The sequence below is a fragment of the Sulfitobacter sp. S190 genome (assembly GCF_025141935.1).
Taxonomy (GTDB): domain Bacteria; phylum Pseudomonadota; class Alphaproteobacteria; order Rhodobacterales; family Rhodobacteraceae; genus Sulfitobacter.
The window spans coordinates 2,889,948-2,909,719 of the sequence record NZ_CP081120.1 but is presented as its reverse complement, the minus strand read 5'-3'; the positions used below and the strand labels follow the sequence as shown (position 1 = coordinate 2,909,719).

The window sequence follows — 19,772 nt, the reverse complement described above, 5'->3', positions numbered from 1 at the left end:
TCTGACACCAAAATGGAGCGCGTGACGCTTGCCGATGATCTGTCCTTCAGCCGGATCGTCTATGGCATGTGGCGGCTGGGCGATGACAGCGATACATCGCAGGCCCATGTGCAAGCCAAGATCGAAGGCTGTCTGGCACAGGGCATCACCACCATGGATCAGGCCGACATCTATGGCGGCTACGAGGCCGAGGAAATTCTGGGCCAGACGCTGAAGGCTGCGCCCGGATTGCGCGACCAGATCGAGATCGTGACCAAATGCGATATCGTCGCACCGATGGGCCGCTATGCAGATGCGCGCGTCAAACACTACGATACCAGCCGCGCGCATATCATGGCGTCTGTCGATCATTCGCTGCGTCTCATGAATATCGACACGATCGATACGCTGCTCATTCACCGGCCCGATCCTTTCATGGACCAATCCGAAACCGGTGCGGCGCTGGACGATGTCATCGCTTCGGGCAAAGTGCGCAGCGTTGGTGTGTCGAACTTCAAGCTGCACGACTGGACCCTGTTGCAATCGGCGATGAAGAACAAACTGGTCACCAACCAGATCGAAATGTCACTCACGGCCAATGCGGCATTTACGAACGGCGATCTCGCCTATTTGCAGGAACGTGGCATTGCGGCGATGGCATGGTCCCCCTTGGGCGGGGGCTCGCTGTTTGATGCGGCCAACAAGGGGCTGCACGACACATTGGCGGACGTTGGCGCCGAGGCAGGCGTTGGCGCCGATGCCGTTGCGGTGGCGTGGCTGTTGGCGCACCCTGCCGGGATCGTACCGGTCATGGGCACGAATAATCTCGATCGTATCGGCAAGCTGTCCGACGCGCTGAAAGTGCGGATGGACCGCCAGACGTGGTTTGCGCTTTACGAAGCGGCGAATGGGCAAGAGGTGCCATGATGACCATGCAGAGCCCGATTGTGCCCTTTGATACCCGCAGCTTCCGCGACAGCCTTGGCAAATTCACCACCGGTGTGACCCTGGTGACGACCCAGTCCGACAAAGGCGATATGGGCATACTGGTCAACAGTTTTGCCAGCGTTTCGCTGAAGCCGCCGCTTGTTCTGTGGTCGATCGACAAATCCTCGAAGCGCCGCGCGGCATTTGAGGCGGCCGAGCGTACCGCGATCCACATCCTTGCTGATGCGCAGCGTAACGATTGCATGGGTTTCACCAAGGACGCCTTTGGGTTCGGGGGCCTGACACTGGCCGACAACCCCGGCGGCCCGCCGCTCGTCGAGGGATGCCTGACGCGGTTCGAGTGCGAACCTTACGCCACGTATGAAGCGGGCGATCATATCATTTTCATTTCCCGCGTGGTTAATCTGACCACGCGTGATGCCAGTCCGATGGTGTTTTTCAACGGCGCCTTCGGCACGCTTTCAACCGCCGACGATCAATAAGGCGGACACGACCAACACAGACGTATTTCCAAGGGAGGAAACCATGAAATACACGGTAAAAGCAGCGGCCCTGTCCGCGACCATTCTGGGTGGCGCGGTTGCAGCGCACGCGGACGAGGTGAATTTCCTGTGCTATCAGGACAGCAACGAATGTGACGTGATCGCGGGCATGCTCGACGGTTTCACCGACGCCACGGGCCACACGGTCAAGATGGATGTCGTCGGCTATGATGTTGTACGCGACCAGCTGGAAAACCAGTTGCAGACCGGCTCCGCCCCTGACGTGGCGCGTGTCACGAACCTCGGTGGCCTGAACCAGTACTATCTGGACCTGTCCGACTACGTCGACACCGCCGCTTGGGAAGAAAACTATGGCGCGACCCTGCCGTGGTTCCGCAAACCCGGCGGCGAAGACGATGGCGTTTATGGCTGGATGACACAGCTGACCGTGACCGGCCCCTACGTGAACGTATCGATGTTCGAAGATGCGGGCGTCGACATGCCCGGTGACGGCGCCACATGGGATGAATGGGCCGCGGCCCTGATGGAGGTCAAAGAGGCGTTGGGCCTCACTGCGGGGCTGGCGATGGACCGCACGGCACACCGCATGGCGGGTCCGGCATTTGCCTATGGCGCCAAATTCTTTGACGATAACGGCGATCCGATCCTCGTGGACGAAGGTTTCCGCAATTTCGCCGAGACCTTCGTCAAATGGCACGAATCCGGCCTGATGCCCGCCGAAGGCTGGCCTGCGGGGTCCGGCACCAGCTACCGCAACGCGGCACCGCTGTTCCTGTCGGGTGACGTGGCGATGCACATGTCGGGCAGCTGGATGATCAACAGCTACGCCAAGGACATCACCGATTTCGACTGGAAAGCGGTTCCCGTTCCGTGCGGTCCCGGCGGCTGCGGCGCAATGCCCGGCGGTGCGGCAATCGTCGCCTTCGAAAGCACCGATGTGCCAGAAGCGGCGGCACAGTTCATCGACTACCTTGCGGCAGACGAGCAGGCAGCGGCCTTTGCGTCCCAGACGCGCAACATCCCTGCGCACCAGGGCCTGCAAGCCAGCGGTGTAGATTACGGTGATGCGTCTCCTGCCGTCGCGCAGGCACTGCAGGTCTTTGCGGGCAACGCGTCCAAGGCCGCGGAAACCACGCCACAGGCATTCACCTTCCAGGGCTATGCCAAGAACTTCGTCATCTATGGCGTCGTCCCCGACTACATGACCCAAGCCATCACCGGTGAGATTTCGCTGGATGACGCGCTGACGGCCATCGACGCGGACGTCGCGGCACAGATCGCCGAATAACCAAAATCTGGGCCAGCCGGAGGCGCGTATGCTTGATGCACTTTACAATGCCTTCGGCACCTCCGGCTGGCCCTACGCCGTCCTGATTTATCTTGCGATCGGCTGGGTTCTTGTACGCCCCACGGGGGGTATCGGTGGGCAGCTGATGTCGGCACTTGGCTGGCCTATCGAGATGGTACAGCGGGTGGCAGGGGCCACCGGACTGCCCTATCTCTTTCTCATCCCGAACATGCTCGTCTTTGGCCTGTTCACCTTTGCACCCTTCTTCATCAACATCGGCTTTTCGGTGACCGAAGGGCAGTCGATCAACTTTGAATCGCGCGAATGGGCCGGGGCCGACAATCTGGACCGATTGCTGGCGGAGACGTCGATCGATACCGGCCTCGAAAACCGCGAGGACGACAAGTTTCTGGCCGCCGTGGCCGACACGTTCGTGTTCGTCATCTTTCAGGTGCCGATCATGATCTTTTTCGCGCTGTGCACCGCTTTGGCGCTCAACCGGGACATTGTCGGGCGCGGGTTCTGGCGGTCCATCTTTTTCTATCCCGTGATGTTGTCGCCCGTCGTTGTCGGCTTCCTCTGGACGCTGATCCTGAAGCGTCAGGGCGTGCTGAGCCTGACCCTGATGAACTGGGGCTGGATCGATGAGCCGATCCAGTGGCTGACAGATCCCAGCTGGACCATGTTCTGGTCGGTCTTCGTCTATACATGGGCGCATCTGGGGTTCTACATGCTGATCCTGCTCGCGGGGCTGCAGGCGATCCCCAAAGACCTGTACGAGGCTGCGCGCATGGACGGCACCTCCGAATTCCGCATGCTGCGCCGCATCACCATCCCCTTGCTGATGCCGACGCTGCTGGTTGTGACCGTCCTCAGCCTTGTCAAAGCGTTTCAGGCCTTCGAGGAGCTCTACGCCATGAACGTGCGGTGGATATCGCTGGTTGGCTATATCTTTGAAACCTCGGGGCTGCGTGGGCAGCCGACGGCCAACGGGCTGGGCGTGGCGGCGATGGCGTCGCTGATCGTCGCGGTCGTTCTAGTGATCCTGTCACTGTTGCAGGTGTGGCTATCGTCGCGAGAGGGCAAGCAATGACCGCCGTGCGCGATTTCCTGACGCGTACCCACGGGCGCGGGCGGCTCAGCTGGGTCGACTGGGTGACTTACGCCTATCTGATTTTCGGATTTCTCATCATCTTCCTGCCGGTAAGCTGGATTGCGCTGAATTCGGTCAAGTCGTCGTTCCAGCTTGAAAAGCAGGATCTGGCATTGCTGCCATCGGACTTCGTGCGCGTGGCGCGTGCCACGGTCTACGGGCCCGACGGGCGCGAGATTTTCATCATGCCCGATCAGCCCGACTGGGTGCTCAACTGGGATGATCTGAGTGCCGAAGAACGCGCCGCGCAAGACGTCGAAGGATACCTCGCAACGCTGACGGGGCGCGGATTTTACGCGATGCGCTCACATCTGGGACAGGTGCCTGCACTGGTGCGGGATGTGATTGCCCGTGAAAACCTGCCCGACTGGTTGCTGCGGTATCCGTCGATGAACGCGGCAGCCCGCGCCGAGCGGGATGTGGCAGGGGTGTTGGCCCCGCTTGACCCCGAAGACCGCCGGCTCCTGTCCGAGTTTCTGGGCATCGATCCATTCGAGCCGAACCGGCTGGTGACCCAAATCCTTGTCACCGCGCCCGATCCCGAGACCGGAGAGATGACCGAATGGGCCGCCCCGTCCTTTGATCCCAACCGCGAGATTTTTCCGGCCCGCCGTGTCGACAATTCAAGCGATGAAGTCGTGCGCGTGCCCACCGAGGGGGCCAGCGCAGAGCGGGTGGTGGATGCATCCTGGGGCAACTACTTCGAACCGCTCACGGGCCGTGCGTTCGGCGTAAACGTCGATTTCGCGTCGTGTTTCACAAACTCGGTTCTGGTCACTGTGATCGCGACACTTCTCACTTTGCTCATAAACTCAATGGCAGCATTTGCCTTGTCGAAATACGTCTTCAGGGGGCAGGCATTTTTCTTCATCGCGATCCTTGCCACGCTGATGGTGCCGCCCACCATCACGCTGGTCGGTGTGTTCAAGGCGATCAATGCGACAGGTCTGTCAGGCTCCATCTGGGGGGTGATCATTCCGGGCGCTGCAACACCTGCGGGCGTTTTCCTGCTGCGGCAGTACATGCTGACGATTCCGGATGAATTGATCGAAGCGGCCCGAATGGATGCGGCTTCTGAGTGGAAAATCTACTGGCGGATCATCCTGCCGCTTGCGCTGCCTGCGCTTGCGGCGCTGGGCATCCTGTCTGTCATCTGGCGGTGGAACGATCTGATCCTGCCGATGGTTGCCATCGCCACCACCAAAGAGGCCTATACCATCCAGTTGTGCCTGCTGGAATTCCGTGGCGAACATCTGAGCCAGGAACATTATCGGCTGGCCATGACTGTCGTCAGCCTCATTCCGACCACGCTGGTTTTCGTGTTTCTCCAGAAATACATCACCACCGGCATCGCCAACACAGGGGGCAAATGATGGCCGATCTGAAACTGCACGCGCTGCGAAAATCCTACGGCGATGTGGATGTGATCCACGGGATCGACATGGCCATCGCATCGGGCGAGTTCTGTGTTTTCGTGGGGCCGTCCGGCTGTGGCAAATCCACCCTGTTGCGGATGATCGCGGGTTTGGAAAGCGTCACGGGCGGCACGGTCAGCATTGATGGCGATGTGGTCAATGGCGTGCCTGCCGCACAGCGGGGGCTGGCAATGGTGTTCCAGTCCTATGCCCTTTATCCGCATATGTCCGTGCGCCAGAACCTGTCATTTGGCCTGGAAAACCTGTCGATGGACCGTGCCGAGATCAGCCGCCGCGTCAATGAGGCCGCGCGGATGTTGCAGATCGAAGAGCTGATGGACCGTCGCCCCGCCGCCTTGTCCGGAGGGCAAAGGCAGCGCATCGCGATTGGCCGCGCCGTGGTGCGGGAGCCCAAGATTTTCCTGTTCGACGAACCGCTGTCGAACCTTGACGCCGAATTGCGCGTGGCGATGCGCGCAGAAATCACCGATCTGCATGCCCGCCTCGGAAACACCATGATCTATGTCACGCATGATCAGGTCGAAGCGATGACGATGGCCGACAAGATCGCGGTCTTGCGCAAGGGGGTTGTTGAACAATTCGGCCGGCCCCTCGATCTGTTCAACGCGCCGCGCAACCGGTTTGTGGCGGGCTTCATCGGCTCTCCTGCAATGAATTTTGCGAAGGGGATCGTGGAGGGTCGTGCGGTCACGCTCGACAGCGGTGCGGTCGTGGCGTTGCCCGAAGGTGGCTTTGACACCAAGCCCGGACAGCGGGTCGAACTGGGCGTACGCGCCAGCCACATGGACATAACCGAGGACGGCCCGATCGAGATGAAGGTAAATACCGTCGAGCAGTTGGGGGCGGAAAGCTATGTCTACGGCAGCTTGTCGGATCACGCGCGCTTTACCCTGCACCAGCTGGGACAGGTTGATGTCGCGGCAGGGACGACAATCCGTCTGACCCCGCGTGCACCGATGCTGCACCTGTTCGATCTGGAAACAGGCGTCTCGCTCAAATCAGGTATCGCTTGAATTCTGGACGCATGAGGCGCATCTATTACCTGATTGAAAGTGTCGGATAAGGAATGCGCCATGGCACTGGCCCGCGTTATCGAAATACCGAAAAGGATCGAGATTACCCCGACCGTGCCGGACCTGCCGCAGGCGGCTGCTATCGACCATCTGCGCGCAATCGCGGCGCGGGTCCGCTCAGCGCCTCGCACCGATCTGTTTGAAGCCTGTGCGGTTCTGGCAAGCGATCGAACGAAAGCACGCGATGCCGGTTCCGAAGTATTGATCCGGTGTCTAGGTCAGGGTCTGGGACATGCGCCCGTCTTTTTCAGGCCGGGAACGCCCGAGCTCTCTTTCGACGAGGCCTGGCTGGCCCAGGCGTTGCGCTGTGCCACGCGCGGGGATCGGGACAGCCTGACATTCCTTGTCTACCGCCGGATCGCACCGTGCGCCCGCCGCAACCTCGGTGCCCTGATTGCGGATGTGGCGCGCATGACCCTTCAGACCTGAACCGGTTGTCCTGTCGACAAGGATTTTGCCGCTGCATCCGCCAGAACCTGTGCGCGCAGACCGTCCGCGATCCCCGGGCTGGGTGCTTTGCCGTCGTGAACGGCCTGCACGAAATGGGCCATTTCGCGCAGATAGGCGGCTTCGTACCGTTCCAGAAAGAAATTGAGTGTGGGCGCACGGGCAAAGCCATGCGCAGTTGCAAGTTCCACGTGATTTTCCAGCACATTCTCCGCGCGTAGCATGCCTTTTTCGCCGTGGACTTCCACGCGCTGGTCGTAGCCGTAGCTGGCGCGCCGCGAATTCGAAATCTGGCAGATGCGGCCGCTGGCGGTTGTGAGCGTTACCGCGGCCGTGTCCACATCGCCTGCTGCACCGATCGCCGGATCCACCAGCGCGGCCCCCACGGCAAAAACCTGCACGGGTTCTTCGCCCAACAGGAAACGCGCCATGTCGAAGTCATGGATCATCATGTCGCGAAAGATGCCACCCGAGCTTTGGATGTAGGACACCGGCGGCGGGGAGGGGTCGCGCGACAGGATCGTGACAATTTCGACGCTGCCGATGTCTCCGGCAGCGATGCGGGCCTGAAGGGCCGCGAAATTCGGATCAAAGCGACGGTTGAATGCGGTCAGGAAGGCAACACTGTTTTCTTCTACGACGTCGATGCAGCTTCGGATGCGATCCGCCGACATATCGACCGGCTTTTCGCAGAAAATCGCTTTGCCGGCCCGCGCGCTTGCATGGATCAGATCATAGTGTGTGTCCGTCGGCGTGCAGATGATGACAGCGTCGATCATGTCGTCCGCGATGATGGCGTCGGACGACATTAACTTGGCGCCTGTGGCGGTAGCGAGTTTTTCTGCGGCGGCGGGAATTGCGTCGCTCACAGCAACGAGACGGGCCCCGTCGAGCCGCGAGAGAGAGCGGGCGTGGACCTGACCGATACGGCCGCATCCGAGGATGGCGAGTTTCATGCGTTTTCCTTTGCGGGGGCTTCGAAAGCTTCGAGAACGGTTCGGGCGGCGGCGACCATCGGCGCGTGGGTGTCCTGCAGGATCGCGACCCTGTCGAACCTGTCGGGATCAGCGGCGACTGCGGCTCGTAGGGCGGAGCCGAAGGCCATGCGCAATTCGGTGCCGATGTTGAACTTGCAGATATTGGAGGTGGTCGCGAGCGTATGGCGCTGTGCGACCGGCACGCCTGATCCACCGTGGATGACCAGCGGCACCTGCGTCACCGCTTCGATGGCGCGGATGCGATCGATGTCGAGACCGCCTTGCTTGTCCTGTTGCAGATGCACGTTCCCGACCGAGATCGCCATCGCGTCAACGCCCGTCTCGCGGGCAAAACGGGCCGCCTGCGCGGGGTCGGTGCCCGCACTGTCTTCGCCGTCTGCGTAGCCGACAAACCCGATTTCCCCTTCACAGGAGATGCCCGCGGCATGGGCCATCTGAGCGATCCGGGCGGTCTCCTCGATATTCTGTGCGAGCGGTTTGCGCGAGCCATCGTACATCAGCGAGGTAAAGCCCGCGTCGAGCGCGCGCTGGCAGTCCTCGAAGGTGTAGCCGTGATCAAGATGCGCCACCACAGGCACATCCGCCTCTGCCGCAAGGTGCCGGAACATCGCGCCCAATACGGCAAGCGGGGTGTGGGCGCGACACGAGGGGCCGGCCTGCAGGATGACGGGGCAGCCAAGCGATTGGGCCGCCGCAACATAGGCGCGCATGTCTTCCCAGCCCAGCGTCACGAGCCCCGCAACCGCGTATTTGCGGGAGAGTGCGGGGGTGAGCACCTCGGCGAGTGTGGCAAGTGGCATTGGATGGTCCTTGGGGCTGGCCGACCCTCCGGGGGGAGTTTTCGGGCAAGATGAAGGAGAGGTCTTATTTGAACTTTGCGACCATGTCTTTGATGCCGGGGATCGTTTCGACCTGATAGGCATGGGTCGGTTGGAAAAACTGGACCAGGCTGCGCTGGCTGAGGCCGCCCAGGATCGTGAAATAGTACATCTCGTACCCCGGCATCACGGCGCAGGGGTGGTAGCCTGTATCGATCATGATGGTCGAGCCGTCCATCAATTGATAGGCGTCGCCGGGTTTGCCTTCTTCACGCTGCAGTATCTGGACGCCAGACCCGTGGTTCGGGCGGAACCGGAAATTGTAGGTTTCATCGTGGCGTGTTTCGATAATGTTGCCGGCATCATCGGTGCGGTCGGTGTCATGCTTGTGCGCGGGAAAACCGGACCAGCCGCCCTGACCGACGGTGAAGAGCTCCGACACCAGCAGGCGGCCCACCTTGTCGTGCTGCTGCTGGCCAAGGATGTGTTTGATTTTGCGGTGGGTTTTTGTGTCGTCCGATCCATATTGGACCTTGTCGATACCGCCGACACGGACATCGAAGGGATCGAGGACCTTGTCATATTTCGCACCTGCAATGAACGTTTCGGTATCGCGGGTGGCAACCATGGTCACTTTGGCGCCGACCGGTACATAGACGCCCTCGGGCTCCCCGTCCCAGACGTCCGAGCCACGGTTCCCCAGCGCATCGAAGGTCACGCCTTCGACGGACACATCGACGGTGCCGGTGGCGGGCACAATGCAGGTCTCGTATCCCGGCACCTGATACTCGAATGCTTCGCCCGCTTTCAATTTGACGATGTTGAAGTAGTTGAGGGGCACCGTCGGGTCGTCGGCATCCACAATCGGTTTATTGTTATTGTCGTGTGGGGCGATGTGCATTTTCGGTCCTTTCAGGTGGGTCCGGGATGATCGAGCAGGAAGCTTTCCAGCTGGTCAGTGGTCGGCATGGCAGGCGCGCAGCCGGGCTGCGAGACGACAATCGATGCACAGGCAGAGCCGCGCAGGAGGGCGTCGTGCAAGGACCGGTCTTCGGCCAGCGCGGCCATCAGACCGGCCATGAAGCTGTCGCCCGCGCCGGTTGGCTTAACGGCATCCACGGGATAAATACCGGTTTCGATCGTGTCGCCGCCCGCAAAGGTCACTGCGCCGTTCTGGCCCATCTTGTAAACCACGATCGCAGCGCCCTCTTCTGCCAGCGATTTCGCCTTGCTGCGGCCCTTGTCATAGCTGCCCGCCATGAAACCGAATTCTTCATCGTTGGCGACGATTACATCCGCCATTGCACCCGCGCGCGACAGCACATCGGCGGCCTCGGCAGGGGAGGGCCAGCTGTAGGGGCGGTAGTCAACGTCGAAGATGATCGGGATTCCTGCGGCCTTGGCCCGCTCGAACGCGCGAAAGGCCGCTGTTCTGCTGGGTTCGGCGGCAAATACCGTGCCTGCCGTGATCAGGGCGCTGAACCTGTCGAAATCGATGTTGTCGATATCGTCGGCGTTCATCCGGAAATCCGCGGCATTGTTGCGGTAGATGACCGACTGGTGATCCTCCACCCGCGTTTCGTAGATGGCAAGAGATGTACGTTCTTCGCCCTGGATTGTCCGCACGTATTCGCGGCCCACTCCGTAGGCATCAAGCTGGTTAAGGCAATAGCGCCCCACGGCATCGTCGCTCACGCAGGTCGCAAGATCCGCTGTCAGGCCCAGCTTGACCAGCCCCGCCGCGATATTGGCCGAAGAGCCCCCCATCGCCACGAACATATCGGTTGCCTGTTCGGTCCGGCTTCGGTCACTGGGCGACAGATCCATCCCCACGCGGCCAACCACGATGAATTTTCCGGCCTTGATCCCGTCGAGGACATCCCGGCGCATCACACGCCCCTGCGCTGTTTGGCGCGTTCGGCTTCGATCTCTTCGTGCTTTTCGCGCACGCTGGCGCGATCCGACACGTGCGGTGTGCCTACCTCCCACCACGTGTGACCTTGGGTGGTCCAGCCGTCGTAGGCGTCCACTTTCATCACAATGACGCAGGTTTTATCTGCCGATTGCGCGCGCTCGAATGCCGCACCGAATTCCGTCGGGTTCGAGACGGTTTCGGCATGCGCGCCCATGGCGGCGGCGTGGGCCTCGAAATCGACAGCGAAGGCGTTGGGCACGGTCGGGCAATCGGCGATCAGGTTGTTGAAGCTTTCGTTCCCGGTGTTGTTCTGCAGCTTGTTGATGACGGCAAAGCCACCGTTGTCGAGCACGCAAATGATCAGCTTTTTGCCGGTCAGAACGGAGGAATAGATGTCGGAATTCATCAGCAGATAAGAGCCGTCACCGGTGAACACGATGGTTTCGCGGTCCGGTTCGCGCTCGGACTGGGCGATGCGGGCACCCCATCCGCCCGCAATTTCGTAACCCATACAGGAAAACCCGAATTCGACATCGACGGTGCCGATATCTTTGGTTTGCCAGTGTGCTGTGACCTCGGCGGGCAGACCGCCTGCGGCGGCGACCACTCGGTCGCGGGCATGGCAGCGGTCGTTCACAACGCGAATGGCCTGCGCGTAGGAATTCGGACCGTTCGAGGGCGTGGTGATTTCGTCGGTATAGGCAACCCATTTGGCGCGTTCATCGCGTGCGTGGGCGGTCCAGTCTGCGGGCGCACGGCTGTCGCCGAGGTGATCGGTCAGGTGCTTCAACCCAAGTTTCGCGTCGCCGACAACCGGCATGGAGAGGTGTTTTGTTGCGTCATGACGCCCCACATTCAGCGCGATGATCCGTGCATCCGGGGCAAACGCGGTCCATGATCCGGTCGTGAAGTCCTGCAGCCTAGTGCCCACGGCCAGAATGACGTCCGCACGTTCGGCAATTGTATTCGCGCTGTCCGATCCGGTCACGCCGACGGGGCCGATGTTGAGCGGATGATCCTGCAGCATATTCGCGCGCCCGGCGATGGTTTCGACCACCGGGATGTCATGGCGTTCGGCAAACTGCGTAAGCTCCGCCACGGCGTCTGCGTACTGAACGCCTCCACCTGCGATGATCATGGGGCGCTTTGCCTGCGCAATTGCTTCAGCCGCGGCAACCACTTCCTGCAGGTCGGGCGCTTGCCGGCGGATGTGGTGTACGCGTTTGTCGAAAAAGCTGCGGGGGTAGTCGTAGGTCCAGCCCTGTACATCTTGCGGCAGCCCCAGAAACGCGGGTCCGCAATCAGCAGGGTCCAGCATGGTGTTGAGCGCCGCCGGCAGCGATTGCAGGATCTGGGCGGGATGCGTGATGCGGTCCCAGAACCGGCTGACGGCCTTGAACGCATCGTTGACGCCCAGGGTCGGGTTGCCGAAGTGCTCAAGCTGCTGCAACACGGGGTCAGGCAAGCGTGTCAGGAACGTGTCGCCGCATAGCATGAGCATCGGCAGGCGGTTTGCGTGCGCCAGCGCCGCCGCTGTGAGCAGATTGGCCGTGCCGGGACCCGCACTTGCCGTGCAGAACATGAAGCGCTGACGCAGCCACTGCTTGGCGTATCCGGCTGCGGCGAAGCCCATGCTTTGTTCATTCTGGCCGCGATAAAGCGGCAGAGCGTCGCGGGCGTCATAAAGCGCCTCACCAAGGCAGGTAACATTGCCATGTCCGAAGATGCCAAAACCGCCGCCACAAATGCGCCATTCCGTGCCATCGATTTCGATGTACTGGTTCTCCAGAAAGCGGATGATGGCTTGCGCAGTGGTCAATGTGATCGTGTCGTGCGTCATGTGCCCGGTCATTCCTCAAACACGCCGAAAAGGCGATTGCCGCTTGCGCGATTTCGAATCTGAGGATACTAATTTTGCAACCGGTTGCAAACCTAATTTCAAACAAAGAGCCGCGACATGACTGAAATCGGAATTGGAATCGTCGGCGGCGGTTACATGGGCAAGGCGCACGCGGTCGCAATGGCGGCGGTTGGCGCGGTTTTCGACACGAAACTACGCCCGCGGCTTGAAATGGTATGCGCCAGCAGTGACGCGAGCGCGGAAGGCTACTGCAAGGCATTCGGGTTCGCGCGCGCCACATCGGACTGGCAGGAATTGGTGCGCGACGACCGGGTCGCGGCCGTGGTCATCGCGTCGCCTCAGGCCACGCACCGCGCCATTGCCGAGGCTGCCTTTGCACTGGGCAAGCCGGTCTTTTGCGAAAAGCCCTTGGGCGCGTCCTTGGCGGACAGCCGTGCGATGGTGGCGGCAGCCGAAGGTCATATCTCGATGACGGGGTTCAACTATATCCGCACACCGGCCAGCCAGTTCGCGCGACAGCTGGTCGCCGATGGCACGATCGGCGATGTGACATGGTTCCGCGGCGAGCACACCGAAGACTTTCTGGCCGATCCCGACAGTCCGGCGACATGGCGCACGCAGGGTGACGCGAACGGCACGATGGGTGATCTGGCGCCTCACATGGTAAATGGTGCACTGGCGTTGGTGGGGCCGATCAGGTCGCTGATTGCCGAAGTGGAAACCGTGCACGCGGTGCGCCCGGGCGGTGCGGTGGACAATGACGATCACGGCCAGATGATGTGCCGGTTCGACAATGGTGCGATGGGGCAGATGTACTTCAGCCGCATCACGCACGGGCGCAAAATGGGGTACGCCTACGAAATCACGGGGACCAAAGGGGCGATCCGCTTTGATCAGGAAGATCAGAATGCGGTCTGGCTTTACTTGGCGAGCGATCCCGAAGCGGTGCGCGGATTTCGCAAGATTTTAACGGGCCCCGCGCATCCCGATTACCTGCCGTTCTGTCAGGGGGCCGGACACGGAACCGGATACCAAGACCAGATAATTATCGAAGCGCGTGATTTCCTGCGCGCGATCGAGACCGGAACACCCGTTTGGCCGACTTTCAAGGACGGCATGGATGTGAACCAGATCATCACCGCCGCCATGGCGTCTTCGCGTGCCAAGGCATGGGTCGACGTGGCGTCGGTCTGACCCAACGAAGGACCAGATATGACCATCAAAATCGGCAATGCACCCTGTTCATGGGGCATCGAATTTCCCTCGGATCCGGCATACCCCACGTGGCAGTCGGTTCTGGACCAATGTGCCGGCGCAGGCTACCGGGGGATCGAGCTTGGTCCGATCGGTTTCATGCCCGAAGATCCCGCCGTGCTGGCCCCGGCCTTGGCACAACGGGATCTGGAAATCATCGGCGGCGTGGTGTTCCGCGCGTTCCATGACCCCGCGAAATGGGACGACACGCTGGACGCGTCGGTCCGGACCTGCAAGGCGCTGAAAGCACATGGCGCGCAGCATCTTGTGCTGATTGACAGCATTTCGCCGCGCCGTGCGCCCACAGCCGGTCGTGCCGATGAGGCAGAGCAGATGGACGCCGCCGAATGGGCCGCGTTTCGTGACCGCATCGCCACCATCGCGCGCATGGGGGCCGAAGAATACGGGCTGACCGTGGGTATCCACGCCCATGCTGCCGGGTTCATCGACTTCGAGCCGGAACTCGAACGCCTGCTGGACGAAGTCGACGAAAGCATTTTGAAGATTTGCTTCGATACCGGCCATCATTCCTACGCAGGGTATGATCCCGTGGCCTTCATGGACAGGCACATGGACCGCATCAGCTATATGCACTTCAAGGACATCGATCCGGTGGTGAAGGCAGACGTGGTCGCAAAGCGGACCGATTTTTACAAAGCCTGCGGTCAGGGCATTTTCTGCAACCTCGGGCAGGGTGATGTCGATTTCCCTGCCGTGCGGCAACGGTTGCTTGAGGCGGGGTTCGAAGGCTGGTGCACGGTGGAGCAGGATTGCGATCCGTCGATGCCGGGTACTCCGCTCGAGGACGCGCGCGCCAACCGCGAATATCTGCAATCCATTGGGTTTTAAGGAAAAGTAGAGATGACAAGATTGAACTGGGGCATGATCGGCGGCGGCGAAGGCAGCCAGATCGGGCCCGCACACCGGCTGGGCGCGCAGGCTGACGGAAACTTTGTTTTGGCCGCCGGTGCGCTGGATGTGGATGCGGCCCGCGGCAAGGCCTTTGCCCAAAAGCTCGGCGTGGCAGAAGATCGCGCCTACGGCGATTGGAAAGAGATGCTGGAGGGCGAACGCGACCGGCCCGACCGCGTGGATCTGGTGACGGTGGCCACACCCAACAACACCCATTTCGAGATTACAAAGGCGTTTCTCGAAGCCGGATTCAACGTGCTGTGCGAAAAGCCGATGACCATGACCGTTGAGCAGGGCGAGGAAATTGTGCGCGTCGCGGAGAAATCGGGGAAGATCTGTGCGGTGAACTATTGCTATTCCGCCTATCCGATGGTCCGCGAAATGCGCCAGATGGTGCGCAGCGGGCAGGTGGGACGTGTGCGTCTTGTCGTCGCAAACTTCAGCCACGGACACCACGGCGACGCCAGCGATGCCGACAACCCGCGGGTGCGCTGGCGCTATGATCCGGGGATGGCAGGGGTGTCCGGGCAGTTCGCTGACTGCGGCATTCACGCGATGCACATGGCCAGCTTTATCGCCGGTGACGAAGTGCGCAGTCTGTCGGCAGATTTTGCCTCGACCATATCCAGTCGGGAACTGGAGGACGATGCGATGGTCAACTTCCGGATGGAGGGCGGCACGGTTGGTCGGCTGTGGACCTCATCCGTGGCGATCGGCCGGCAGCACGGTTTCGACATTCAGGTCTTTGGCGAAACGGGCGGTTTGCGCTGGGCGTCCGAACAGCCCAATCAGGTCTATTATACCCCCGTCGGGGGCCGGACGCAGATCATGGAAAAAGGAGAAGGCAGCCTGTCGGACGAGGCGGGCAGGCTCAGCCGCGTGGCCATCGCACATCCCGAAGGCTTTCCATTGGCCGTTGCCAATATCTATGTCGATCTGGCCGACGCGATCAAAGGAGAAACGCGCGACGGGTTGCCATTGGCCGTTGACGGTCTGCGCTCCATGGCTGCGGTTTATGCCGCGGTTGCGTCGGCGCAGGACAATGGGGCGTGGGTAGACGCCCGCCCGCCCATGTTTCAGTGAGACGGGCGGCGGGGGCGCAATGTCCCCCGCTCGACCACGCGGCAGGGAAACAATCGCGCCTCCGGATAGCGGTCCGGATCGTCCAGCATCGCTTCCATCAGCTCGACCGACGAGTTGATGATTTGCTGTATGGGTTGCCGAATTGTGGTCAGCGCGATGTTTTCCCAACCCGACATTTCCATGTCGTTGAAACCGATCAGACCTATGTCGTCCGGAACGCTCAGACCCAGATCCTTGATCGCGCTCAGCACGCCGATGGACAGGACGTCATCGCCGCAGAAATAAGCCTGCGCCAAAGGTTTGTCGCCCAAGCGCAGCATTTCGACGCGCCCTGCGCGGAAGGAATAGGCGTCGGCAAAGCTGTGACTGAGGGTGATGCCGGGGTGGGCGGAAAGTTCTTCGGAGAACCCCTTGAGCCGGTCCTGCGTCGAGGTCGCTTTTTCCGGTCCGCCAAGAAAGGCGACGCTTTCATATCCCCGGTCGATCAATTCACGCGCCGCCATCCGCCCCGCCTCGACGTTGTCGATGCCGACGACATGCACCTCGGGGCTGCTTGAATAGCGGCCGAAGGTATTGACGACTGGCATCTTGCGTTCGCGAAAGGCCTTGGAAAACCCCGGCGGCAGGGTGGAGGACGCCACGATGACCCCATCGACCGAATATTGCTGCAACATCCGCACAGATTCCTCTGGGTCGGTCTCGTCGGACAGGTTGACGAGCAGCGGGCGCAAACCGTTGTCCTGCAGTCCGCGGGTAAAAAGATCGAAGACCTCGAGGAAGATGGGGTTGTGGAAGTTGTTGGATACCAGTCCGATCAATTTTGTCCGTCGCGTTGTCAGACTGCGCGCCAGAAAGTTCGGGCTGTAGCCCAGTTCGCCCGCGGCCTTTTCCACCTTTTTACGCATTTTCAAGGAAACAGATGCGCCGTCGGTAAATGTACGGGAAACCGCCGAGGTCGATACACCGGCCCGTTCGGCCACATCCTTGAGAGTTGGTGCCATCACCCGTTTCCTTCGCTGCGCTGCCGCATGGTATCCTGCTCTACAGCGTAGCGGCAGCAGAAAAAATGACAATTGATTTTGCAACCGGTTGCAAAAAAATCGAATCCATGGTTGTCTTGACGCTAGGGAGGCTGCGGCCTGCTCGAACAGCCAGAAAACATGGCACCTTTGGGAGGAATCACATGAAATCCATTATCAAATCGATGATGCTGTCGGCGGCCGTGGTGGCGGCGCCTTTGATGGCGTCGGCGGACGGTCACGGCGATGATCTGAACTATGTGCTGGTCAGCCACGCTCCTGACAGCGACAGCTGGTGGAACACCATCAAGAACGGCATCGCGCTGGCCGGTGATCAGCTGGGTGTGAATGTGGAATATCGCAACCCGCCGACGGGTGATCTCGCCGATATGGCGCGGATTATCGAGCAGGCCGCGGCGTCGCAGCCCGACGGCATCATCACAACGCTTGCGGATTTTGAGGTGCTGTCCGGTCCGGTTAGGGCCGCTGTCGATCAGGGCATCGACGTGATCATCATGAATTCCGGCACGCCCGAGCAGGTTGCCGAAGTCGGCGCTTTGATGTTTGTGGGCCAACCCGAATATGACGCAGGATTTGCCGCCGGTATGCGCGCCAAGCGTGACGGCGTAGGCAGCTTTGTCTGTGTGAACCACGTTATTTCCAATACGGTCGTCGCAGAGCGCTGCCGCGGATTTGCCGATGGTCTGGGGATTGAGCTGGGCGACAGCATGATCGATGCAGGCCAGGATCCCGCCGAGATCAAGAACCGCGTCACGGCCTATCTGACGGCCAACCCCGAAACCGACGCGATCCTGACGCTTGGCCCGACATCTGCCGATCCAACGATCCTCGCGGTCAAGGAAATGGGCATCGCCGGCGACATCTACTTTGGCACCTTTGATCTGGGCACTGAAATCGTGAACGGTATCAAGGACGGCACCATCAACTGGGGAATCGACCAGCAGCCCTTCCTGCAGGCCTACCTGCCGGTAGTGGTTCTCGCGAACTACGATCGCTACGGCGTTCTGCCGGGCAACAACATCAACTCGGGCCCCGGTTTCGTGACGAAAGACGCGCTGGGCAAGGTCGAGGAATTCGCGGGCGAATACCGCTAAGAAATGACGATTTGGGGCGGGCCGGATTGACCGGACCCGCCCTTTTTGTGCCAGAAAGCAGGGACACGGGGCCATGACAGACACAACATCGGACGAACGGGTCAAGGAAATGTCGTCGCTCAGGCGGGCGTTGATCCGGCCTGAATTGGGTGGGATGGTCGGCACGGTTGCCGTCTTTACCTTCTTTCTTCTCTTTGCTTTCGACAGCGGCATGTTCAATGCACAGGGTGTGTTGAACTGGACGACGGTTTCCGCGCAGTTCATGATCATCGCCGTCGGCGCGTGCCTGCTGATGATCGCTGGCGAATTTGATCTGTCGGTTGGGTCGATGATTGGCTTTGCGGGCATGATGGTTGCCATTTTCGGCGTCGTTATCGGCTGGCCGATGTGGATGGCCATCATCATCACCTTTGTTATCTGCGTGGCCTTCGGCGCGCTCAATGGCTACATCGTGATCAAGACGGGGCTGCCAAGCTTCATCGTGACGCTGGCGACCCTCTTCATCTTGCGCGGGTTCACCATCTTCATTCCGCAAACGGTGGAATCCAAAACGATTATTGGCGGCATCCGCGAAGCGGCGGAGGGCGATTGGCTCGCGCCGTTGTTCGGGGCCAAGATCGGTGGCCCGATCTTCCAGTGGTTAGGGGATGCGGGCATGATCGCGACCTTCACGCGTGGCAACCGCGAGGGCCAGCCGGTGGTTGACGGCATTCCGATGTTGATCGTCTGGGCCATCTTCTTGATCATCGTGGGTCATTTGTTGCTGACGCGCACACGGTTCGGAAACTGGATTTTCGCGGCTGGCGGTGATGCGCAGGCGGCACGCTACACCGGTGTTCCGGTCGACCGCGTGAAGATCCTGATGTTCATGGGCACCGCATTCTGCGCGACCGTTTTTGCCGTGTGCCAGGTGATGGAATTCGGCTCGGCGGGGGCTGACCGTGGCCTGCTCAAGGAGTTCGAGGCCATCATCGCGGTGGTGATCGGTGGCGCATTGCTGACCGGTGGCTACGGCTCTGTGATCGGGGCCGCATTGGGCGCGCTGATCTTCGGGATGGTGCAACAGGGCCTGTTCTTTGCCAATGTGGAAAGCTCTCTATTCCGGGTATTCCTGGGCGTGATCCTTTTGCTGGCGGTGATCCTCAATACCTACATTCGCCGTCTGATCACGGGAGAACGCTGATGGATCCGATCATCCGCATGAAAGACATCCAGAAGCATTTCGGCTCTGTGATCGCGCTGGCCGGTGTGACGGTCGATTTCTATCCCGGTGAATGTCATTGCCTGCTGGGCGACAACGGCGCGGGCAAGTCGACATTTATCAAGACCATGGCGGGGGTACACAAACCCACCTCCGGAGAAATATTCTTCGAAGGCGCGCCGATGCATTTCGACGACCCGCGCGATTCAATCGCCGCCGGGATCGCGACGGTGTATCAGGATCTGGCGATGATCCCGCTCATGAGCGTCAGCCGCAACTTTTTCATGGGGAACGAGCCGATCAAGAAAGTCGCGGGCATGTCGTTCTTCGATCACGAGTTCGCCAATCGCGTCACGCTCGAAGAGATGCGCAAGATGGGGATCAATCTGCGCGGGCCCGATCAGGCGGTCGGCACGTTGTCGGGCGGAGAGCGCCAGACGGTCGCCATCGCGCGCGCGGTGTATTTCGGGGCAAAAGTACTCATCCTCGATGAACCGACATCCGCACTGGGCGTGCGCCAGACGGCTAACGTTCTGGCGACGGTCGACAAGGTGCGCAAGCAGGGCATTTCCGTGGTTTTCATCACCCACAATGTGCGCCACGCGATGGCCGTCGGGGATCGGTTTACAGTGTTGAACCGCGGAACGACCTTTGGCACGGCCGAGCGCGGGGAGATTACGCCCGAGGAGTTGCAGGATATGATGGCCGGCGGCCAGGAACTGGCAAGTCTCGAAGGATCGCTTGGCGGAACAGTCTAGGGTCTTCAATG

At 60.7% G+C, this 19,772-nt stretch carries 19 protein-coding genes; 13 read left to right on the top strand and 6 right to left on the bottom strand.

Annotated features, from left to right (window positions below):
* Positions 1–12: 12 nt before the first annotated feature.
* Genes K3756_RS14535 through K3756_RS14505 form a run of 7 tightly spaced genes read left to right on the top strand, consistent with a single transcriptional unit; the run spans position 13 to position 6,809 of the window.
* Positions 13–906, top strand: a complete 894-nt coding sequence (locus K3756_RS14535) for an aldo/keto reductase family oxidoreductase (protein ID WP_259993568.1) — start codon at positions 13–15, stop codon at positions 904–906.
* The gene (locus tag K3756_RS14530) at positions 903–1,409 is read left to right on the top strand and encodes a flavin reductase family protein (protein ID WP_259988610.1); all 507 of its coding nucleotides are present in this window, start codon (positions 903–905) and stop codon (positions 1,407–1,409) included. Before K3756_RS14535 ends, K3756_RS14530 begins: the two co-directional genes overlap by 4 nt.
* Positions 1,410–1,452: 43 nt before the next feature.
* Positions 1,453–2,718, top strand: coding sequence for an ABC transporter substrate-binding protein (locus tag K3756_RS14525; protein WP_259988608.1), 1,266 nt, complete (start codon positions 1,453–1,455; stop codon positions 2,716–2,718).
* Between the two features lie 28 nt (positions 2,719–2,746).
* Positions 2,747–3,811 carry a carbohydrate ABC transporter permease gene (locus K3756_RS14520; RefSeq protein WP_259988606.1) on the top strand — a complete coding sequence of 355 codons (1,065 nt, stop codon included), beginning with the start codon at positions 2,747–2,749 and terminating at the stop codon, positions 3,809–3,811.
* Positions 3,808–5,244 (top strand): carbohydrate ABC transporter permease, encoded by a 1,437-nt coding sequence (locus K3756_RS14515; RefSeq protein ID WP_259988603.1) that lies wholly within the window; start codon positions 3,808–3,810, stop codon positions 5,242–5,244. The genes K3756_RS14520 and K3756_RS14515 overlap by 4 nt, the downstream gene beginning before the upstream one ends.
* The gene (locus K3756_RS14510) at positions 5,244–6,320 is read left to right on the top strand and encodes an ABC transporter ATP-binding protein (RefSeq protein ID WP_259988601.1); all 1,077 of its coding nucleotides are present in this window, start codon (positions 5,244–5,246) and stop codon (positions 6,318–6,320) included. The genes K3756_RS14515 and K3756_RS14510 overlap by 1 nt, the downstream gene beginning before the upstream one ends.
* A 60-nt stretch (positions 6,321–6,380) precedes the next feature.
* A complete protein-coding gene (locus K3756_RS14505) occupies positions 6,381–6,809 on the top strand; it encodes a hypothetical protein (protein WP_259988599.1) in 429 nt (142 codons plus the stop codon).
* On the opposite strand, the gene iolG is transcribed toward K3756_RS14505, so the two are convergent.
* From iolG to iolD, 5 genes are all read right to left on the bottom strand, one after another.
* Positions 6,800–7,783 carry an inositol 2-dehydrogenase gene (gene iolG / locus K3756_RS14500; RefSeq protein ID WP_259988597.1) on the bottom strand — a complete coding sequence of 328 codons (984 nt, stop codon included), beginning with the start codon at positions 7,781–7,783 and terminating at the stop codon, positions 6,800–6,802. The genes K3756_RS14505 and iolG overlap by 10 nt on opposite strands.
* Positions 7,780–8,625 carry a class II fructose-bisphosphate aldolase gene (locus tag K3756_RS14495; protein ID WP_259988595.1) on the bottom strand — a complete coding sequence of 282 codons (846 nt, stop codon included), beginning with the start codon at positions 8,623–8,625 and terminating at the stop codon, positions 7,780–7,782. The genes iolG and K3756_RS14495 overlap by 4 nt, the downstream gene beginning before the upstream one ends.
* Before the next feature lie 64 nt (positions 8,626–8,689).
* Positions 8,690–9,544, bottom strand: a complete 855-nt coding sequence (locus K3756_RS14490; protein ID WP_259988593.1) for a 5-deoxy-glucuronate isomerase — start codon at positions 9,542–9,544, stop codon at positions 8,690–8,692.
* 11 nt (positions 9,545–9,555) lie between these two features.
* Positions 9,556–10,533: a 5-dehydro-2-deoxygluconokinase gene (iolC, locus tag K3756_RS14485; protein ID WP_259988591.1), complete on the bottom strand. Its 978-nt coding sequence runs from the start codon at positions 10,531–10,533 to the stop codon at positions 9,556–9,558.
* The gene (gene iolD, locus K3756_RS14480) at positions 10,533–12,398 is read right to left on the bottom strand and encodes a 3D-(3,5/4)-trihydroxycyclohexane-1,2-dione acylhydrolase (decyclizing) (protein WP_259988589.1); all 1,866 of its coding nucleotides are present in this window, start codon (positions 12,396–12,398) and stop codon (positions 10,533–10,535) included. Before iolD ends, iolC begins: the two co-directional genes overlap by 1 nt.
* Before the next feature lie 117 nt (positions 12,399–12,515).
* Here iolD and K3756_RS14475 point away from each other — a divergent pair, with 117 nt between their 5' ends.
* Genes K3756_RS14475 through K3756_RS14465 form a run of 3 tightly spaced genes read left to right on the top strand, consistent with a single transcriptional unit; the run spans position 12,516 to position 15,668 of the window.
* A complete protein-coding gene (locus K3756_RS14475; protein WP_259988587.1) occupies positions 12,516–13,613 on the top strand; it encodes a Gfo/Idh/MocA family protein in 1,098 nt (365 codons plus the stop codon).
* A gap of 18 nt (positions 13,614–13,631) precedes the next feature.
* Entirely contained in the window at positions 13,632–14,522 is an 891-nt protein-coding gene (locus tag K3756_RS14470; protein ID WP_259988585.1) for a sugar phosphate isomerase/epimerase, read from the top strand.
* Between the two features lie 12 nt (positions 14,523–14,534).
* On the top strand, positions 14,535–15,668 hold the full coding sequence (locus tag K3756_RS14465) for a Gfo/Idh/MocA family protein (protein WP_259988583.1): 1,134 nt from the start codon (positions 14,535–14,537) through the stop codon (positions 15,666–15,668).
* Here K3756_RS14465 and K3756_RS14460 read toward each other — a convergent pair.
* Complete coding sequence (locus K3756_RS14460; RefSeq protein ID WP_259988581.1) at positions 15,662–16,669, bottom strand: LacI family DNA-binding transcriptional regulator; 1,008 nt, start codon at positions 16,667–16,669, stop codon at positions 15,662–15,664. The genes K3756_RS14465 and K3756_RS14460 overlap by 7 nt on opposite strands.
* 182 nt (positions 16,670–16,851) lie before the next feature.
* Between K3756_RS14460 and K3756_RS14455 the strand changes: the two genes are divergently transcribed.
* The 3 genes from K3756_RS14455 to K3756_RS14445 all read left to right on the top strand — a co-directional run bounded on the left by K3756_RS14455 (position 16,852) and on the right by K3756_RS14445 (position 19,761).
* Positions 16,852–17,802 (top strand): sugar ABC transporter substrate-binding protein, encoded by a 951-nt coding sequence (locus tag K3756_RS14455; protein ID WP_259988579.1) that lies wholly within the window; start codon positions 16,852–16,854, stop codon positions 17,800–17,802.
* Between the two features lie 73 nt (positions 17,803–17,875).
* Entirely contained in the window at positions 17,876–18,985 is a 1,110-nt protein-coding gene (locus tag K3756_RS14450) for an ABC transporter permease (protein WP_259988576.1), read from the top strand.
* Entirely contained in the window at positions 18,985–19,761 is a 777-nt protein-coding gene (locus K3756_RS14445) for an ATP-binding cassette domain-containing protein (RefSeq protein WP_259988574.1), read from the top strand. Before K3756_RS14450 ends, K3756_RS14445 begins: the two co-directional genes overlap by 1 nt.
* Positions 19,762–19,772: the final 11 nt, after the last annotated feature.

Excerpts from the sequence above, each read along its gene's own strand:
- K3756_RS14535 (WP_259993568.1), top strand. The coding sequence starts at position 13 with ATGGAGCGCGTGACGCTTGCCGATGATCTGTCCTTCAGCCGGATCGTC.
- K3756_RS14530 (WP_259988610.1), top strand. The coding sequence starts at position 903 with ATGATGACCATGCAGAGCCCGATTGTGCCCTTTGATACCCGCAGCTTC.
- K3756_RS14525 (WP_259988608.1), top strand. The coding sequence starts at position 1,453 with ATGAAATACACGGTAAAAGCAGCGGCCCTGTCCGCGACCATTCTGGGT.
- K3756_RS14520 (WP_259988606.1), top strand. The coding sequence starts at position 2,747 with ATGCTTGATGCACTTTACAATGCCTTCGGCACCTCCGGCTGGCCCTAC.
- K3756_RS14515 (WP_259988603.1), top strand. The coding sequence starts at position 3,808 with ATGACCGCCGTGCGCGATTTCCTGACGCGTACCCACGGGCGCGGGCGG.
- K3756_RS14510 (WP_259988601.1), top strand. The coding sequence starts at position 5,244 with ATGGCCGATCTGAAACTGCACGCGCTGCGAAAATCCTACGGCGATGTG.
- K3756_RS14505 (WP_259988599.1), top strand. The coding sequence starts at position 6,381 with ATGGCACTGGCCCGCGTTATCGAAATACCGAAAAGGATCGAGATTACC.
- iolG (WP_259988597.1), bottom strand. The coding sequence starts at position 7,783 with ATGAAACTCGCCATCCTCGGATGCGGCCGTATCGGTCAGGTCCACGCC.
- K3756_RS14495 (WP_259988595.1), bottom strand. The coding sequence starts at position 8,625 with ATGCCACTTGCCACACTCGCCGAGGTGCTCACCCCCGCACTCTCCCGC.
- K3756_RS14490 (WP_259988593.1), bottom strand. The coding sequence starts at position 9,544 with ATGCACATCGCCCCACACGACAATAACAATAAACCGATTGTGGATGCC.
- iolC (WP_259988591.1), bottom strand. The coding sequence starts at position 10,533 with ATGCGCCGGGATGTCCTCGACGGGATCAAGGCCGGAAAATTCATCGTG.
- iolD (WP_259988589.1), bottom strand. The coding sequence starts at position 12,398 with ATGACGCACGACACGATCACATTGACCACTGCGCAAGCCATCATCCGC.
- K3756_RS14475 (WP_259988587.1), top strand. The coding sequence starts at position 12,516 with ATGACTGAAATCGGAATTGGAATCGTCGGCGGCGGTTACATGGGCAAG.
- K3756_RS14470 (WP_259988585.1), top strand. The coding sequence starts at position 13,632 with ATGACCATCAAAATCGGCAATGCACCCTGTTCATGGGGCATCGAATTT.
- K3756_RS14465 (WP_259988583.1), top strand. The coding sequence starts at position 14,535 with ATGACAAGATTGAACTGGGGCATGATCGGCGGCGGCGAAGGCAGCCAG.
- K3756_RS14460 (WP_259988581.1), bottom strand. The coding sequence starts at position 16,669 with ATGGCACCAACTCTCAAGGATGTGGCCGAACGGGCCGGTGTATCGACC.
- K3756_RS14455 (WP_259988579.1), top strand. The coding sequence starts at position 16,852 with ATGAAATCCATTATCAAATCGATGATGCTGTCGGCGGCCGTGGTGGCG.
- K3756_RS14450 (WP_259988576.1), top strand. The coding sequence starts at position 17,876 with ATGACAGACACAACATCGGACGAACGGGTCAAGGAAATGTCGTCGCTC.
- K3756_RS14445 (WP_259988574.1), top strand. The coding sequence starts at position 18,985 with ATGGATCCGATCATCCGCATGAAAGACATCCAGAAGCATTTCGGCTCT.